Here is a 17763-nt window from a genome sequence, read left to right as displayed (position 1 = left end):
GAGGGAGTGGCTAAAATAACGGGCCGTTTTTCGATGAGATCCCTGGACCATTTTTCGCTTGACAAATACAAACTTGACTAAAGAAGAGTATAATGAGGAAAAAAACAAAATCGAAGATGAAATTCTAAAGTGTTTTGATAAAGTCAATAATGTTGAAACATTGTCCATAGCATTATTTGTTTATCGAGCGGTAACAAAGAAAAAAATGTATGAAGATGATCTAAAATTTTGGACTATAAAATTTAAAATGTGCAATCACTTGTTTTTTATGTGTTTAGAATACTTGAAGAATTCAAAACGAACTTTGTATGTTTCTTTTAATGATTATTGTCCAATTAGGAACTTATTTGTTTTAGGATATGCTATTTTAAAACATCAAAATGAATATAATGAACAGTTTTTCAAAGAAAATAAGAAAGAACTTGATGAGTTTTATAGTTATATGGAACAGATAAGTAATACAAAAGGAGATTTACATTCATATCAAATTCTAAATGCTAATTTACGGAAATATATAGAAAGTAAAAATATTTCTGAAGATAAAATAAGAGAAAATGCATTGAGTCAATTTTCAGGACCGTACATTTGTAAGTCTGTATTGCAGAATAATACATCATGGAAGCAAATTTTAAATGACAATTTGTCAGTAGTTCCGAATGATGACATTATTAGTGTTCCTATATACAAATTAAAAAAATATAATAAAAAATTTTGTGGATTTATAGAAATATTTGAAGCTAGGAAATGTAGTAATCCATCTGATCCAGAATCGGATTTGTTTTTTTCTTATAGAACAAAAGACTTTATTTTTATTTCAAAAAAGATATTATATGATACGCAGTCAGCTATTGAAACATTTATAACTTGGGGACAATATGAAAATGTGATTAAATATTTCTTTGGGACAACTATTAATCAAAAAATATTGAGGAACTATAATCTTTTGATGACATATAAAGTTGTAGATTTATTAATATCAAATAAGTACATTGTTCCTATGAATAATTGGCAAAGAATACTGATTCCCAGGGTTGAGATATCAAATTATGTAGAAGACAGAAAACGCAGGAATGAGCTGGGTGATATAGATATATTATTTTATTCTGAAAATACACAGATATTATATATAGTAGAATATAAAAATTATCAAATGCTAGTAAGCAGATTGGGTGATCTTGGAGCTGATATTTCAAAAGTAGAAAGAGAGAATACTTCTGAAAAGGTAAAAAAAAGACAGCGATATATTAGTGATAATGTTGAAAAATATGTAGAGATGCTTTTTGGAAAAAATATAATATAAAAGATATAAAAAGCATAATTTTGACAACAAAGCCTTGTTGGCATTTCTATGTGAATAAGTCTAAAGACTATATTTATATGGATTGGATAGAATTTGAAAATAAAATAATAGAGAAAAAACTGTAGATTAATGGAGCAAGAGTTTGATTATATTATGTAATGGGAATTATTAAAGTGAAGATTAGAAATTCAAAAAATTATGTATCCAATACTTGACACAAGGGTGAAATGTAAATGATGACGTGATATCAACACGCATTGCCTTCTTGCCTACCTATAATAGAACCATACTGAAATGTAAATAGGAAAGTAATCGGGCTCTCGACAGGGAAGATCGGGACCTATAATAGAACCATACTGAAATGTAAATCCTCATCGTCTTCATCGTCAAAGACTGCAAGCGCGGTACCTATAATAGAACCATACTGAAATGTAAATGAATACAAGGAATAAAAAAAATCATATATTTTATAGAACCTATAATAGAACCATACTGAAATGTAAATTCGAAAGCGCTTTGGAGCACGGAAAAAAAGAAGACACCTATAATAGAACCATACTGAAATGTAAATTCTTTCGCTGATGAATCTGCTCTTACAGGCGTTACTCCCTATAATAGAACCATACTGAAATGTAAATAAAAAAACACATAAAGAAAATTCATAAACAGAAAATGCCTATAATAGAACCATACTGAAATGTAAATGCGGATGCCGTGAGGGTGGAAATCAAGAGACAGAAGGCCTATAATAGAACCATACTGAAATGTAAATGTTATCTCTCCAACCCTCATCGTCCATTGCAATCTTACCTATAATAGAACCATACTGAAATTGTAAATCAGCAATGCTACTTCTTACACGCGGAATCAAGCACTTTAATAAAATCAGATTGCAATGTTCGAAAAATTTGAGAATATAATTTCCTAATATTTTTACTATATAAATTTTGAGAATATGGGCGAATGATTTGAATAAGATATTGAGGAAGCGAGAAAAAATATGGAAAAAGATTTTGAGATTTTGAAAAAATATGATATGCTGTTAGAAAAGAAAGGGGAATGAAAATGCAGGATATCGTATTTCAAAGAAAGATATATTCTCAAATGTTGAATTGGAAAGAAGAATCAAATGGAAAAACCGCATTATTAATCAAAGGGGCAAGGCGTGTTGGGAAGTCAACTATTGTGGAACTTTTTGCCAAAAAGGAGTACCAAAGCTATATTTTGGTGGATTTTTCGAAAGCGTCAAAGGAGATTAACGGGCTATTTGAAGATATTTCAGACCTCAATTTTTTCTTTTTGCAACTGCAACTTTTGACCAATACCAATTTATATGAAAGAAAATCTGTGATCATCTTTGATGAAGTGCAACTTCAACCGTTGGCCAGGCAAGCAATTAAGCATTTGGTAAAGGATGGCAGATACGATTATATTGAAACGGGTTCCCTACTTAGTATTAAAAAAAATATTAAAGATATTTTGATTCCAAGTGAAGAAACAAGAATTTCTATGTTTCCAATGGATTACGAGGAATTTCGTTGGGCATTGGGCGATGATGCGACAATTCCTTTGATCAAAACTGCGTTAGAACAAAAAATTTCACTGGGAGATAGCGTCAATAGAAAGTTGATGAGGGATTTTAGATTGTATATGCTGGTTGGAGGAATGCCGCAAGCGGTGGAGGAATATATTACAACCAATAATTTTAGGAAGGTTGATCAGGTAAAGAGGAATATTTTGGAACTTTATGAGGATGACTTTCGCAAAATCGATCCAACAGGCAAGACGTCCCTATTTTTTAAAGCGATTCCGGCACAGCTCAGTAAAAACATTTCCAGGTATCAAGTTTCTTCCGTGGATAGCAATAGCAGACCTTCCAAAGTGACGGATTTGATAGCGGAAATGGTGGATTCAATGACAGTCAATATCGGTTATCATGCCAATGATCCCGGTATCGGCCTGGCTTTAAATAAGGATATCAGTCGGTTTAAGTTGTTTTTGGCAGATACCGGATTGTTTGTAACATTGGCGTTTATGGATAAAAGTTTTACTGAGAATATTATTTACGAAAAGTTGCTAAGTGATAAGCTTCCGGCAAATATGGGATATATTTATGAAAATATGTTGGCGCAGATTTTGCGGACTGCCGGAAATGAACTATATTATTACACAATGCCTACCGAAAGTGCAAAGCATAATTATGAAATTGATTTCCTGTTGTCAAAGGGCGGAAAAGTTTGCCCAATAGAAGTGAAAGCCTCCGGCTACAAAAGACATACTTCTTTGGACAAGTTTATTGAAAAATACTCGGACAGGATCTTGGAAAAATATTTGGTATATACCAAGGATCTCAAGAAAGATGGAGAGATTTTGTGTGTTCCTATCTATATGATGCCTTTTTGGGAATAAAAAAATTTTACTGAAAAAAATCTGTCGAATCTTGGTATTGTAAATTTATCGGGGAGATTCTTTGTCGGTAACAAATTGAGCGTGATTTTATATAAAATTCGCTTACAAAAAAGAGGAGAAAGTGATAGAATTGGGACAGGCTGACAGAGTTAGCTTCGATAATGGGATGAAATAGTGATTCGGAATCACACGTTTTAATAGAACCATACTGAAATGTAAATGCGAGATTAATCTCGATGAAATCAACGTGTATGGAACTTATAATAGAACCATACTGAAATGTAAATTTTGCTCCTGATATTGTCCTGTTGTTTGCCCCGTGTGCCTATGAACCATACCGGTCTTGTGTTTAGTCAAGTCCTAAATTTGGTGTAAATTCAAAAAGATTGCCTTTAGGTTATGAAACCTGTCGTCTTAGAGGATGTCTTACATCCTCTTGACTGCTCACATGCATATCTGTGAAATCGGTCAATGGGTGTACAGTACTCCAGAAAGGGGATAGGGATGCTTGTACCGTTCTTAATTTTTCAAAGATTTCATGATGAATGATAGCACATTTATGATATAATATGGCCTGTGAAACGGATTGTTTGGAACTTTGAGTAAGAGGAGACACCGCACAAAGGGGTGTGTTGCTTTTGCTATTGTCTTATACAGTACAAAAATATGAGATCAACACCTCTAAGAATTTTACCCTTTGGGTGAAATCGGTTTTTTCTGTTTTTTGATTTATGCAGGATCTCCCTGATAATATGGATCAACGGGTCTCTTATATGAGCCCGGTCGGATGTTATGGAACAGGAGGAAGAAGATGTTTAATTTTTTCAAAAAGAAAAAGAGTCCCAACCTTGTACCGCCGAACAGCCAGAGGTATTATTATCCGTCCAAAGAACTGATAGGGGAAGAATATTGTTCCGATATCATCTGCGAGGAGAGTTTTCATCGTTTGCAGGAAAAGGAAAGGCTGAAGTATTCTTTGATCTGTGAGATCGAAGGCTCGAATATCGATGAGACGGAGACCGCTTGCTCAATGGAGAAGTACGCACAGGGGAAGGATGTTTTTGAAGTGGTGGTCATAAGAGAAGAGGACAAGGAGTACTCGGATAAAAGCAACGGGGTCTCCTATTGCTATCTTCCTTCTGTGGTAGAGTGTTATGACAAGGATGCTCCCACCACCTTTTTTGTGTCTCTCATAGAAGGCAGGTGTGAAATCCTCTCAAATTCGAATGTTCTCTCGGGCGAGGATGCAGACAACTATCTGCCTTGGTATAAGAGTGTCGGAAAGTATAGTCCGGTTAGAGACGGCAAGGTCATAGAGAGAATAGAGGCTTCGCTTATCGCAATGGAAAAACAACTCGATGAGCAGATAGCCAAGTACGGTATCTTGCTCGAAAATGCCGAAAAGGCAAAGCAAGAGAGGATCGAAAAAAACAAGAAAAGGCTTGCGATGTTTTCCGAAGGTATAGAAGAAGTTCTTTTGGCGATGGGGGTCTCTTCCTCTGCCTGCAAGTCGATCATAAAGAAGGCGGTCACGGAAGAAGACTTTGTGATGGAAGTGTTGCACATCCTTCAGGACAAGGGATATATCGTCTATCTCGATTGGAAGGACGATGTCGAAGAAGTTCTGTTTTCCCTCAATATCATTCTGAAGAAAAAAGAGAAACCTCTGCTTGAAGAAAAAGACTTTGATCTTGAGGAGGAAGTCTACTGCGACGAGGCGCTTGAATACATCCAAAAAAGAGCGGAAGAACAGAGTTTCGTTCTTATCGATACAGGCTCGGACGGCGTTTATGTGACTGCAGTTGATCGGGATGGGGTCGAAGACTTTGTTTCCAAAGCGGAGAAGTTGTTTTGCCTGCCGGAGGTCGGGTTTTCGGTCAGGAAAGCCTAACGGGAAAATTTTGAAAAAACCTATCCCCGGTTTACAAGAGGAGTGGAGAGAGGAAGTATATGAAAAGAAGACCCCTGATCGAAAAGTTGAAAGAATATAACGAGGCATACATTCCGATGCATATGCCCGGGCACAAGAGGAATACGGAGCTTTCCCCGAGATCGAGCTATCTGAAAGACTTGTCGGCACACTTGGATATTACCGAGGTGCAAGGTTTTGACGATCTGCACTCTCCGGAAGGGATCCTGCTGGAATCGATGAGAGAGGCGGCGGAGTTTTGGGGGAGTGAGACAAGCAGGTATCTTGTTAACGGGAGTACCTGCGGGATCCTCTCGGTCATCTATGCCTTGACCGAGCCGGGCGACAAGATATTGGTTGCGCGGAACTGTCATAAGTCGGTATACCATGCGGTGGAGATAAGAGATCTGCACCCCGTCTTTATCTTGCCTGAAGAAGACGAGGAGACGGGGATCCTGCTCGACATTCGTCCGGATCAGGTGAAAAGCAAGTTGATAGAGCATGGGGATATCAAGCTGGTCGTAATAACAAGCCCGACCTATGAAGGAGTGATCAGCGATATTCAAAAGATTTGCATGCAGGCTCACGAACAAGGGATCCCCGTCCTTGTAGATGAAGCGCACGGAGCTCATCTGGGCCACTTCGACATCTTTCCTGAGAGCGCGGTGAGATTGGGAGCGGACGTTGTGATCCAAAGTATGCACAAGACTCTTCCGAGTTTAACTCAGACAGCGATCCTTCATATTAACGGGAAGTTGATCGATCATGAGAAGATCTGCAGGGCGATCTCTATGTTTGAGACTTCAAGCCCCTCCTACCTTCTTATCGCTTCGATGGATTCCTGTATGAGACTTTTGAAAGAAGAAGGCAAGATTCTGCTCAAAGAATGGAGATCGGATCTTGACAGTGTTAGAAGAGGGATGGAAGAACTTCGATACCTCAAACTCTTTGGACGTAAAAGAAAGAATTTTTTTGACTACGATGTCAGCAAGATCGTTATCTATACGGGAGATACTTCCATGACGGGGAAGGAGCTTGCAGAGCTTTTGAGAAGGAAATATCGGATTGAGACGGAGATGAGCTCGACGGATTATTGCACTGCTATGACGGGACTTGGAGATAGGATGGAGGATCTGAAACAGCTCGGCAGAGCCTTGAGAGAGATCGACAGAGAGCTTGAGCGGTTTTCGCCCGGAGGAGGAAGGTCGACTAAGACCAAGTACCTTCTCCCGAAGCAGTGCGTAGATATTGGAAGAGCGCTTTCTTCTCCCGATGAGATCGTGGGACACTCCGAGGCGGAGGGGCGTATCTGCAGTGAGTATGTCTGGGCCTATCCGCCGGGGATCCCTCTGCTCGCTCCCGGAGAGTTTATTACAAGTGAGATCTTAGCTTTGTTCGAATCCTATGCCGAGCAAGGGATAGAACTGAGATGGGGGAAGAAGCATTCAAGCAAGGAAGTCTGCGTACTTCTGCCCTGATTATTTGGATGACACCGCACAAAGCTGCATCTTGATTTTTCTGTTGTTTTATACAACGAAAAAATCTCATGAAGTAAACACTTGCAACAATATTTTTTGTATGAAACCGGTTTTACTCTATTTCTGTGAATTGTACGGTATCTCCTTTGTACGAGTTCGGTTGAGGGGCACATAGAGATAAATATAGTCTGATCCGCATAAACAAAAGACAGAAAGTTATGTAAGACATTCTCTGAGACGATAGGTCTCATAACCCAAAGGCGATATTTTTGCATTTATACCAAATTTAGGACTCGACTTCTCTCAGAAGGAGATTGTGGTATTGTTTTACAAAATAAGCGGATCTGGGGGATGAATATCTTCGCAGAGTCTGTTTTTTTAACTATATGGTATTGCTCTATCTCTGTTTTCGTTTTGAATTCTATATTGCCTTTCGAAGGGATCAACAAGTCGGGCCGTGTTTTGTTTCGGCATGCGATTTCCCTATTGTAAAAAGGGGGCATTTTATGTTAAAATGTAGACATAATAATAAAAGAGATGAGGGCTTATTATGAAACGTATTCAAACGCTAAAAACAAAGAGCTTAAGAGACAGTGTATTGCACGGAGGTTGCGGAGAGTGTCAAACTTCCTGTCAGTCCGCCTGTAAGACATCCTGCGGAGTTGCAAACCAACCTTGTGAGTCGGTATCGAGACCCGGCAGAATCAAGACTCTGAAGGTAAGAAACCTCAGAGACAGCGTATTGCACGGAGGTTGCGGAGAGTGTCAAACTTCCTGTCAATCCGCCTGCAAGACCTCTTGCGGAGTTGCAAACCAACCCTGCGAACAACATGCGTAATTGGTAATTGTGTAACACCCAATGACCGCCGATCGTGATCGGAGGTCATTTATTTTTGATTAGGAGAAACTATGATACATCAATACAAGTTAAACGGGTACAATATCGTTTTGGACGTGCACAGCGGAAGCGTACATGCGGTCGACGAGGTCGCTTACGATATCATCGAATGGTATCAGCAGTATGATCAGGAAGAAATCGTCGAGAAGATACAGGAAAAATATCCGAGCTATGGCTTGAGCAGAGAAGAGATCTTTGATTGCATGGACGATGTTGAGGAACTTAAGAGAACGGGACAACTTTTTACCGAGGACATCTACGAGAGTCTCTCCGGAAGGAAGAAATCGGATGACGTGATCAAGGCGATGTGCCTGCATGTCTCACATACCTGCAACCTGTCGTGTGAATACTGTTTTGCAAGACAGGGCAAATATCAGGGAACCGATGCTCTTATGAGTTTTGAGGTGGGCAAGAAGGCTCTGGACTTCCTGGTCGAGCGTTCGGGTTCAAGGGTCAACCTGGAGGTAGATTTCTTCGGTGGAGAGCCACTGATGAACTGGGACGTAGTCAAAAAACTGGTCGAATACGGTAGAAGTTTGGAGAAAAAATACAAGAAAAACTTTCGCTTTACATTGACGACAAACGGAGTTCTGCTCGATGATGAGGTGATCGAATTTGCTAACAGGGAGATGCATAACGTAGTCCTGTCCTTGGACGGGAGAAGGGAAGTCCATGACCGTTTCCGCAAGAATTATGCCGGCAAGGGGAGCTACGATGTCATCCTTCCCAAGTTCCAAAAGCTTGTTGAGAGCAGAAACGGCGAAGGCTACTACATGAGAGGTACCTTTACCCACCATAACACCGATTTTACAAACGATGTCCTTCATATGGCAGATCTGGGCTTTACCGAGCTCAGCATGGAACCGGTGGTATCTTCCGAGCAGGATGCAAACGCTTTGACGGAGGAGGATCTGCCGAAGCTGTTTGAGCAGTACGAGATTCTTGCCAAGGAGATGCTTAAGCGCAAGAAGGAGGGAAGGCCGTTCAGTTTTTATCATTATACCATCGATCTGGAAAACGGTCCCTGCGTACACAAGAGGATCTTGGGCTGCGGTTCGGGTACGGAGTACTTGGCAGTCACTCCTTGGGGAGACCTCTATCCCTGTCATCAGTTTGTCAACGATCCCTCTTGTCGGATGGGAAGTTTGGACGAGGGCATTACCAATGCAACTCTGCAGGAAGAGTTTAAGGCCTGCAACATCTATTCTCATGAAGAGTGTGTCGATTGTTGGGCAAAACTTTATTGTTCAGGCGGATGTGCGGCAAATTCCTATCACGCAACGGGAAAGATCACGGGAATCTACGATTACGGGTGCAGACTTTTCCGAAAGAGGATGGAGTGTGCTATTATGATGAAAGTTGCAGAAGCGGACGAAGAATAGTCGAAGAAAAGATCGTGTACAGGTACAGAAGACTCTCATTTTTGTTTCACGAAATACACAGGCTCCGCTCTTTATGTCGTTACCGACCGAGTAAAGGGAATATCCTCATAGACTTTGTTTTTTGTAAGACCGGTTTTGTTTTGTCTGTTTAATTGTGAGGTACTTCTCCAAGGAGATCTGTACCTTATTGCGGAGTCCGGCTGAGCCTCATCAACGATATACGATCTGTAATACAAGGGAACGGTCAGGAGACATCTTAGCCATAAAGAGTGTTTGGAGGATGTGGAGCTATGAGTAATAAGGAGAACGATAAGAAATATTCGGCTTATGGGATGTATATTCTGTCTTTATTGATCTTCGGCACAAACGGATTCTATGTCTCACATATATCTTTGGCGGCAAGCCATATCGTTTTAATGCGTACTTTGATCGGTGGGGCTTTATTGACGCTCTTAGTATTGTTGCGTGGCGGTTTTGATAAGACGAGTATCTATGAAGAGAGGATACCGCTTTTAATCGGAGGAACTACCCTCGGTTTGAACTGGATTGCACTTTTTGAAGCTTACAGAGTGTTGAATGTTAGTCTGGCAACGTTGATCTACTATGTAGGGCCGATCCTCGTATTGTTATGTTCTCCGATTCTTTTTCATGAGAAACTCACGGGGAGAAAGTGGATATCTGTTCTAATAGTCGCCATCGGACTGGTCAATATAAGCGGAAGTATCGTTGTTACGGGAATGAATATACCGGGGCTTGGTATTGCAATGATTTCGGCCTTTCTTTATGCCGTCTTGATCGTGTTTAACAAACAGATCACCCGTACAAGCGGGATGCAGACAGCAGCTGTTGAATTGAATGTGGCCTTTGCAGTTGTATTGATGTATGCATTAAGTACAGCAGGTATTCCGCATATAACGGTGCGTGATCTGCCCTATATTGTAGTGATTGGCTTTGTGAATACGGGAGTTGCATATCTATTGTATTTTTCAGGTTTGCAAAAGTTGTCCGGACAATCGGTAGCCTTGATCAGTTACCTTGATCCGGTCTCAGCGCTTTTGTTTTCGGCACTCTTACTTCACGAAGTAATGACTTCGGCACAAGCTATCGGTGCAGTGCTGATCATTGGAGGAGCCATGCTGGGTGAAATAAGGCCCCGAGGATAAGAATAGTCTGTTCGATAGCGGCAGCTTCCGACATTGATGATCGGATGCTGTTATAAGCCCGGGAGTAATACTGCACAAATATGAAATTTTGATTTTCCTATACATTTGTAAAAATGGGATTTTGTCAAATGAACACTTTCAAGAAGTTTAGAATCCACACATACTATTATCCGCTTGAATCATTGATGTCAATATTTTTCGTTCTACGGGCGACAAAATGGATTGTATGCTTGTAAGCCTCGATATAACGGCCTTTCTATCGGAGAATAGTATAACTTGCAACTTCCGGTTTTTTGAGAAGAACTGTTTAACAAAACGAGAACATGGAAATAAATGTAAGTAGATCGCAAGCGACAAGAGGTATCAGTTGAGGACCGAACCCCGTTGTTGAAAATGTGATATGAGGAGGAAAGAGATTGATATTATCGGGAAAAGAGATACAAAGAAGAATAGGCAGTGAGATCATCATCGAGCCCTTCGATGAGCAACGTCTCAATCCCAACAGCTACAACCTGAGACTGCACAACGAATTGTTGGTCTACGATGAGGGGATCTTGGATATGAAGAAACCCAACAAGATACAGAGGATAGTCATTCCCAAGGAGGGATTTGTCCTTGAACCCAACAAACTATACTTGGGAAGGACGGTTGAATTTACACAGACGAAGGACTTGGTCCCGATGTTGGAAGGGCGTTCCTCCATAGGAAGGTTGGGGTTGTCTATCCATATTACTGCCGGTTTTGGAGATGTAGGTTTCTCCGGGTATTGGACTTTGGAGATCCACACCATTCATCCTGTTCGGATCTATCCCGATGTTGAGATCTGTCAGATCTACTACCATACCATCTGCGGAGACTATGAGAACTATGCGAGTGGAAAGTATCAGGGCAACAACGATATTCAGCCCAGTCTTCTGTACAAAGACTTTGAGTAATGCACAAAACCGTTCTAATTGCTACTGTGGCAATACCGCACAGTTTGAAAACCGGCATAGAATCAAATTTATATGAAGGATGAAATTTTTGAAAATCTTGGTATGATAAACTTTTATAATCTATAAACCGAAAAAACGCAAGTTTGTCTCTGGATGGTACTTCTCTATTATCCGATAGAAGGGTCGTCGTATCGATCCTGCAATCTCAAAAAGTTGTTTCATCTTCTGTGGGATACAATATGATTGATATCAACCACACAATGACTAGTGTCTTGACCTGTTGTTCATTATTTTTATTTCTTATCTTTATGTATGAGGCGAAAGATTTCATAATAAAAAGTCGGAACTACAATGAATTTCAACATCCCATTACACTAGAAGTACAATACTGTTATTCGTTTGAATATTTGATATTGATGAGTCTGACTTCTTTAGAACTGAAATATTTTGTTTGGATGATCGAGGCGGATATAACCGTTCTTTGATCGAAGAATAGGAGAATATCGTCAACGATCAAGTATAGGATCGGTATCATCGAATGATTGAGATGGATAAGGGGATCAAGGTATTTGGAGATAAAAACGAACTGTAACATGGAGGAGAATATGAAGATATACAATGTACAAATGATCATCAGTCAACAGAGTGCAGATGAGAACTATCTTACCGCTGAAAAGTGGATCCGCAAGGCGGGGGAGGAAGGAGCGGATGTTGTCGTACTTCCCGAACTGTGGAATACTGCCTTTCATATGGATGAGAACGTGATTCGACTGGCGGATGTTGATGGTCTTCGCACACAGGAATTTCTGTCCGGGTTGGCGAAGGAATATCATATGAATATCGTAGGAGGTTCCGTTACGGTCAAGGAGGGAGATCGGCTGTACAACCGGTCTTATATCTACAACCGGGAGGGAGAGTTGATCGAGACCTATGATAAGGTGCATTTGTTTTCCTATGTCAAGGAAGAGAATTACTTCGAAAGGGGAAGTAAGCCGGGTATTTTTGAGTTGGATGGACATAAGTGCGGAATCGTGATCTGTTACGATACGAGGTTTTTGGAGTGGGTAAGACTCTATGCCCTTGCAGGTGTCGAGGTGTTATTCAGTGTTGCCGAGTGGCCGATCAAGCGTCTTCCTCACTGGAAGAGCATCCTGCAAACCCGCGCGATTGAGAACCAGTTTTTCGTGTCGGGGACTAATTTTGCCTCTCTAAAAGTAAACGGAAAATTTGCCGGAGAGTCCGCAGTCTATGATCCTTGGGGTGTTCGTATCAGTGAGACCTTGGAGGAAGAGGGTCTTGTTGTAGGAGAGGTCGATTTCTCGAGATTGGAAGAGATACGAAGCACCATCAATGTCTATAGAGACAGAAGGACCGATCTCTACGATGTTGTTGCCAAGGACAGCAGACTCTTCGGATAATGCACCGGAGAGTTGAATTTTCAAAGACGGTCTATTTGTTGAGAGCGGGATGAAAAGCATAGAGGGAGCAGTTCAAAATAAATTCACCGTTATTTTGAACTGCTCCCTTGTTTTTTTATATTATTATCCATTTAAATTGCTTATACTACTATTCGTTTGAGTAGTGGATATAAACGTTCTGTCCCCATAGAAGACAAAATAGTTTTTCGTGGTCGAAAAACAGATATATCCATACTTCTATTGGAGAAGAGCATTAGTAGCTCATATGAACGTAGTTTATACTATTGTCTATTAGAATTGACAGGTTGAATACTTTGGAATATATGATTCTCCAAATTGTTTTTCGGCAGTTGTACATTCTGTATACCCGAGATTTCAAACGGAGAATAGTATTACTTTTATTTGCTCAAATTATAATCCGTATCTACACATCCCATAAACCTGACATTTTTATTAGGTTTTAGTATTACTCCTTGCTGCTTTCAATAAGTTTGACAAGAGAACCTTCCTTCAGACCTTCAATATTGGGATTCTTGATGACGAGATCTCCCTCGGAGAGACCTTCCGAAATAACAAAGTCCGAACCGGTCTCATAGGAGACGACGACTTCCTGAATGGCTGCCTTCCCTTCCTTCATTAGGAGTACGGCATCCTTATCATCCTCGATAGAGAACACGGCGGATTTGGGAACCGCAATAACATCCTTCATTTCCTTTAGGATGAAATTGAGGGTAACATCGTAGTTTTCGGATAAGATCAGATCTCCTTTATTTTCGATAAAGACCTTTACCTTGACCTTCTTCTCGTTGAGTCCCAGCCCCGAAACAGTGCTGTCTGCAAAGGAGCTGATGTCGATAATCCTGCCCGTCCCGTGTAGGTCATGAGAGTTTGTCTTTTGGGTGATATCGACCTTATCTCCGATATGGAGGTAGATGACATCGTCGACAAGGACTCTGCTCTCGATTCTGAGGTCATCACTGTCTGTGACCGTTACCAATGGAGAAATCGGGGGAGCAAACTCTCCGCTTTTCACTGAGACCTTGGATATGACTCCATCGATGGGAGAGAAAATCTTTGCCTTGGAACGATGTTCCTTGAGCTGTTCGATGTTTTCCTCAATGGCCTTCTCCTGTCCGGTATACATTTGGTCGGTTCCCGCCTTCGGTTTGCTCTGCTCATAAATCAAGGAAAGTTCTTTATCTTGAGCTTCCTTCTTGAGGGTAAGGCGATCCTTTGCCAAGATAAGGGAGTCGAGTTCCTGTTTTGCAAGGGCACCACTGTCATAGAGATTTTGTGCATCCTCGATTTTTTTTTCGAGGTCGGCAAGCTCAATGCGACTTGCTTCGATCTCGAGTTGCTTTGCTTCGACCATCGATCGGTACAAGGTGGGATCACTCATCTTTTTTTGTCCTCGAACACTTTGAAGATTTGCTTCAAGCTCGGAGATCTTGTGTTCGATGTCCGAGGTATCGAGAGAGATCAGAAGGTCTCCTCTGGATACACGGGTGTTTTCTTTAATCGAACTCAGGACTCGTCCTCCTATTTCCGAGGAGAGGGTTATCGTGTCAGAGCCCACGACGGTTCCCGTTTCTTCAATGCTGTGGTCGAGGTTGGAGAGTTTGGCTTCATAGACAGCGACAGCTATCTTCTTGTTCAGTTGCAAGAAGGCGGTAAACGCGATGATGATCCCTATAAGGATCCAAAGTATCCATTTATACAGTTTTTTCATTTTTCTAACCTTCCTTTCTATTCGCGCTCTTTCAATACCTCGACGATAACGAGATCATTGATCTTTTTATTTCCTGAGATCTGCGCCAGAGCAATCGATACGGCAACGCAGACAAAGGCCCATACAAGCCCTTGAAAATTGAAATCGGTGGGGACTGTGAAGGTGTCGTCCGAGATCGCAAGGGAGACGTAGTGCAAAAACACTTTTGTGAGAGGGATACCTAAGATGATCGCACAGGCGGCGATAAGTTTTTGCTCCAGGGCGATGATCTGAGAGACCTCCTTGCGGCTCATCCCCAGTACCAAAAGAGAGGAGAGTTCCCGACTCCGCTCGCTGATGCTGATCGTATAGGAGTTATAGATGACGATAAAGCACATAACGATGCCGAACCCTGAAAATACATAGGTCATAAAGGCGAAGGTCTGAAGAAAGTCGAGCATTTTTTGCTTCATCTTATCACTGTGAACGATGTTTGAAACAAGAGGACTTTCTTCGTAATCCTTCTGCATAGTTTCGATCAAATCTTTGTTTGCACGAAAGATGATCGAGGTGGCGATGTTTTTTTGTTGCAGGAGTTCCTCTAAGTCGTTTCTCTCCATATAGATGCCGAGACCGACGTTTTGTTTTACGATCTTGGTGACGGTCCTCTTGACCTTTTCCGGGTTTTTCATCAGAAAGCTTTTGATATAGATACTGTCCCCGACCTTGACCCTTAAAATATCCGCCAGACGCTGTGAAAGGAAGAGGTCGTTTTTTCTAAGAGGGATGCGTTTATCATCTTCATCGAGGATATGATACAGCTCGGTGTTTTCTTCGATCCCTGTGACACTGACATCCTTTGTTATGTTTTCGTGGTAGATCGACACCGGGATCTCAAGCAGTGCCTCCGCCTCCGATATCCCTCGGTATCTCTGCAACTCTTGGAGTGCGAGAGACTTGCGTACCGGATACTGAAAATGGATCTTGGCATCGTAGATCTCGCTGTAATCGTACTTGGCCAGGATGACCGTATCCCGGATATCCGAAAGGATGAAGACGGTCGCACTCAGGGAGAAGGAAAGCATGATCCCGAAGAGGATGAACAAACTTCTCTTCCGATTTCGGGAGATGTTTCTCACCGACATCCTGCCGAAGGTATGAAACAGAAAGAGGAAGGAGTCCAAGATCGTTTTGCGTTGCACATAGTGGGGCTCTTCCGCCTTGAAGGCCTCCAACGGAGAGAGGGCAAGGGTCTTTTTGGCTCCGATATAACCTGCCAGAGCGGAAAAAGAGATACCCATGACCGTGCTGATGGTCAGAGAAGAGGGGTAGAGGGTCCTCGAGATATAGGGAAAGTTAAAAAAGTTGTGGTACATCCTAACAAAGGAAGAGAGGGCAGGTATAGACAGGAGGATTCCCAGAGCCGAACCTGCGACTCCCAAGATGACCGAAAACAGCATATAGTGGTGCAGGATTCTCCTATCCGAGTACCCGAAAGCCTTTAAGATCCCTATCTGTGAGCGTTGGGACTGAACAAGGCGCTCCAACATCATGATCTGTATCATCGACGAAATAAAGAGGAACAAAAGAGGAATAAACAGACTCATCGTCTTTGCTTCAACAACTTCTCCGTCGACGATGACATGGCTGGTCTGATACTTTCTGGGGATGATGGAGGAGATGTGGTAATTCTTGAGACTGCTCTTCAAGGCATCGTTCACATCGCTGAATTCATATCCTTCCTTCAGGGTAAATACCAGGTCGTTGTACTGCTGATCCAAATCCGTCATCTTCTCGGCGGTGTTTTTAGATACGGCGGCGATTCCGTAGGTGTCATAGTTCGGCAGGATGTCACGGATGTCTTTGATGCTGTATATGAACTCCGGACTTGCTCCGATACCGCTGACTGTAAACCTTGTTTCCGTACCGTTTTTGATGATGTTGACCACATCCCCCGTCTTGAGGTGATGAAATTCTGCAAAACGGCTGTCCAGGAGGACTTCGTATTTTTCGGCGGAAGGATAGTCTCCCTCTTGAAGCAGAAAACGATTGATGTGGTTGACCTCGTCATCAAAGGAGATCAGCTTGAGATAGATATCATCTCGACTGTTCTCATAGGTTATCTTCGCCGTTTCGATGATCCTGCCTTCGATTCGTTCGATCCCTTCAATTCGATGAAGAGGTTCCACCTTGGTGTAGGGGATGTGCTTCAGCTCAATGAAACCGTCCGCAAAACCGTGGCTATCATAAAAGCTTTGCTGGGAGTAGTGCAGGTTTTTGCCCAGCATGTCGAAGGAGGAGAAAATAAGGATGCCCAGTGCGACCAGGATGATGACGGCAAGGTTGGAATCCTTCTTGTTCCAAAGGTCGCGCCCCAGTTTTTTGTATAAGATCATAATGATCACCTTCCGTAATCTTCTATAGTTCGAGTTCTTCAACGGGGCAGGGATGAGCATTTTCCTGCACCCGGATCAACTGACCGTCCTTCAGGTAAAAGACTCTGTCGGCCATATTGGCAATGGCTGCATTGTGGGTGATGATAACGACGGTTTTTTTGTAGACGGAGTTGAAATCCTTGAGAACCTTCAGGATCTCAATGCTTGTCTTGGAATCCAGAGCACCTGTGGGTTCATCACAGAGAAGGAGCTTGGGATTTTTGCACAAGGCTCTTGCAAGGGCTACTCTCTGCTGCTCTCCTCCCGATAACTGCATGGGGAAGTGATGGAGGCGATCGTCAAGACCCACGGAGGAGAGGATCTCTCTTTCATCAAAGGGATCTTTTGCGATCTCTACGCTGAGTCTTACGTTTTCAAGGGCGGTAAGGTTCGACATAAGATTATAGAACTGAAAGACAAAGCCGATGTTATCACGTCTGTAAAAGGTAAGTTGTTTCTCCGAAGAGTGGTGCATGGGCACATCGTCAAAGAAGAACTCCCCCTCCGTCAGGGTATCCATTCCCCCTATGATGTTGAGCATGGTGCTTTTGCCCGAACCTGAAGGCCCCAAGATGACCAGAAATTCGCCGTCATAGATGTCGAAACTCACATCGGATAGGGCTCGAACCTCAAGGGAGTCTAAAGAATAGCTCTTGGATATATGGTTTGCGCGGATCAGTATTTTTTTCATAACAAAACCTCGATTCCAAACAATGGATGAATTCCGG

12 protein-coding genes, 1 pseudogene and 1 CRISPR repeat array are annotated in these 17763 nt (G+C 41.9%); of the genes and pseudogenes, 10 read left to right on the top strand and 3 right to left on the bottom strand.

Annotated features, from left to right (window positions below; translation table 11 throughout):
- Positions 1-58: 58 nt before the first annotated feature.
- The 10 genes and pseudogenes from ACFO4R_RS11380 to ACFO4R_RS11335 all read left to right on the top strand — a co-directional run bounded on the left by ACFO4R_RS11380 (position 59) and on the right by ACFO4R_RS11335 (position 12892).
- Positions 59-1300, top strand: coding sequence for a hypothetical protein (locus ACFO4R_RS11380; protein ID WP_379789280.1), 1242 nt, complete (start codon positions 59-61; stop codon positions 1298-1300).
- Positions 1301-1571: 271 nt separating this feature from the next.
- Positions 1572-2139: a CRISPR direct-repeat array (repeat unit 31 nt; unit sequence ACCTATAATAGAACCATACTGAAATGTAAAT).
- 226 nt (positions 2140-2365) lie between these two features.
- On the top strand, positions 2366-3709 hold the full coding sequence (locus tag ACFO4R_RS11375) for an ATP-binding protein (RefSeq protein ID WP_379789279.1): 1344 nt from the start codon (positions 2366-2368) through the stop codon (positions 3707-3709).
- 811 nt (positions 3710-4520) lie between these two features.
- The gene (locus ACFO4R_RS11370) at positions 4521-5600 is read left to right on the top strand and encodes a DUF6630 family protein (RefSeq protein WP_379789278.1); all 1080 of its coding nucleotides are present in this window, start codon (positions 4521-4523) and stop codon (positions 5598-5600) included.
- A gap of 59 nt (positions 5601-5659) precedes the next feature.
- On the top strand, positions 5660-7096 hold the full coding sequence (locus tag ACFO4R_RS11365; protein WP_379789277.1) for an aminotransferase class I/II-fold pyridoxal phosphate-dependent enzyme: 1437 nt from the start codon (positions 5660-5662) through the stop codon (positions 7094-7096).
- 550 nt (positions 7097-7646) lie between these two features.
- Positions 7647-7781: pseudogene (gene scfA / locus ACFO4R_RS11360) on the top strand (six-cysteine ranthipeptide SCIFF); the annotation flags it as partial.
- 18 nt (positions 7782-7799) lie between these two features.
- Positions 7800-7934 (top strand): six-cysteine ranthipeptide SCIFF, encoded by a 135-nt coding sequence (gene scfA, locus ACFO4R_RS11355; protein WP_379789281.1) that lies wholly within the window; start codon positions 7800-7802, stop codon positions 7932-7934.
- Positions 7935-8005: 71 nt separating this feature from the next.
- Positions 8006-9376, top strand: a complete 1371-nt coding sequence (gene scfB, locus ACFO4R_RS11350) for a thioether cross-link-forming SCIFF peptide maturase (RefSeq protein ID WP_379789276.1) — start codon at positions 8006-8008, stop codon at positions 9374-9376.
- 290 nt (positions 9377-9666) lie between these two features.
- On the top strand, positions 9667-10539 hold the full coding sequence (locus tag ACFO4R_RS11345) for a DMT family transporter (RefSeq protein ID WP_379789275.1): 873 nt from the start codon (positions 9667-9669) through the stop codon (positions 10537-10539).
- A gap of 416 nt (positions 10540-10955) precedes the next feature.
- Positions 10956-11474, top strand: coding sequence for a dCTP deaminase (gene dcd, locus ACFO4R_RS11340; protein WP_379789274.1), 519 nt, complete (start codon positions 10956-10958; stop codon positions 11472-11474).
- Positions 11475-12079: 605 nt separating this feature from the next.
- Positions 12080-12892 (top strand): carbon-nitrogen family hydrolase, encoded by an 813-nt coding sequence (locus ACFO4R_RS11335; RefSeq protein WP_379789273.1) that lies wholly within the window; start codon positions 12080-12082, stop codon positions 12890-12892.
- Between the two features lie 466 nt (positions 12893-13358).
- Here ACFO4R_RS11335 and ACFO4R_RS11330 read toward each other — a convergent pair whose 3' ends face one another.
- From ACFO4R_RS11330 to ACFO4R_RS11320, 3 genes are read right to left on the bottom strand one after another with little or no spacing between them, the layout of a single operon-like run.
- The gene (locus ACFO4R_RS11330; RefSeq protein ID WP_379789272.1) at positions 13359-14621 is read right to left on the bottom strand and encodes an efflux RND transporter periplasmic adaptor subunit; all 1263 of its coding nucleotides are present in this window, start codon (positions 14619-14621) and stop codon (positions 13359-13361) included.
- Positions 14622-14638: 17 nt separating this feature from the next.
- Complete coding sequence (locus ACFO4R_RS11325; RefSeq protein WP_379789271.1) at positions 14639-16996, bottom strand: ABC transporter permease; 2358 nt, start codon at positions 16994-16996, stop codon at positions 14639-14641.
- A gap of 22 nt (positions 16997-17018) precedes the next feature.
- Positions 17019-17726, bottom strand: coding sequence for an ABC transporter ATP-binding protein (locus tag ACFO4R_RS11320; RefSeq protein WP_379789270.1), 708 nt, complete (start codon positions 17724-17726; stop codon positions 17019-17021).
- Positions 17727-17763 lie beyond the last annotated feature (37 nt).

The organism is Filifactor villosus, from assembly GCF_042652965.1.
GTDB classification, from domain to species: Bacteria; Bacillota; Clostridia; order Peptostreptococcales; family Filifactoraceae; genus Filifactor; species Filifactor villosus.
This window is presented reverse-complemented; position numbering and strand designations above follow the sequence as displayed.

Bases quoted from the DNA above. Each gene is read 5' to 3' on its own strand.
- ACFO4R_RS11375 (WP_379789279.1), top strand. From the start codon at position 2,366: ATGCAGGATATCGTATTTCAAAGAAAGATATATTCTCAAATGTTGAAT.
- ACFO4R_RS11325 (WP_379789271.1), bottom strand. From the start codon at position 16,996: ATGATCTTATACAAAAAACTGGGGCGCGACCTTTGGAACAAGAAGGAT.
- scfB (WP_379789276.1), top strand. From the start codon at position 8,006: ATGATACATCAATACAAGTTAAACGGGTACAATATCGTTTTGGACGTG.
- ACFO4R_RS11370 (WP_379789278.1), top strand. From the start codon at position 4,521: ATGTTTAATTTTTTCAAAAAGAAAAAGAGTCCCAACCTTGTACCGCCG.
- ACFO4R_RS11365 (WP_379789277.1), top strand. From the start codon at position 5,660: ATGAAAAGAAGACCCCTGATCGAAAAGTTGAAAGAATATAACGAGGCA.
- ACFO4R_RS11335 (WP_379789273.1), top strand. From the start codon at position 12,080: ATGAAGATATACAATGTACAAATGATCATCAGTCAACAGAGTGCAGAT.
- ACFO4R_RS11345 (WP_379789275.1), top strand. From the start codon at position 9,667: ATGAGTAATAAGGAGAACGATAAGAAATATTCGGCTTATGGGATGTAT.
- ACFO4R_RS11330 (WP_379789272.1), bottom strand. From the start codon at position 14,621: ATGAAAAAACTGTATAAATGGATACTTTGGATCCTTATAGGGATCATC.
- ACFO4R_RS11320 (WP_379789270.1), bottom strand. From the start codon at position 17,726: ATGAAAAAAATACTGATCCGCGCAAACCATATATCCAAGAGCTATTCT.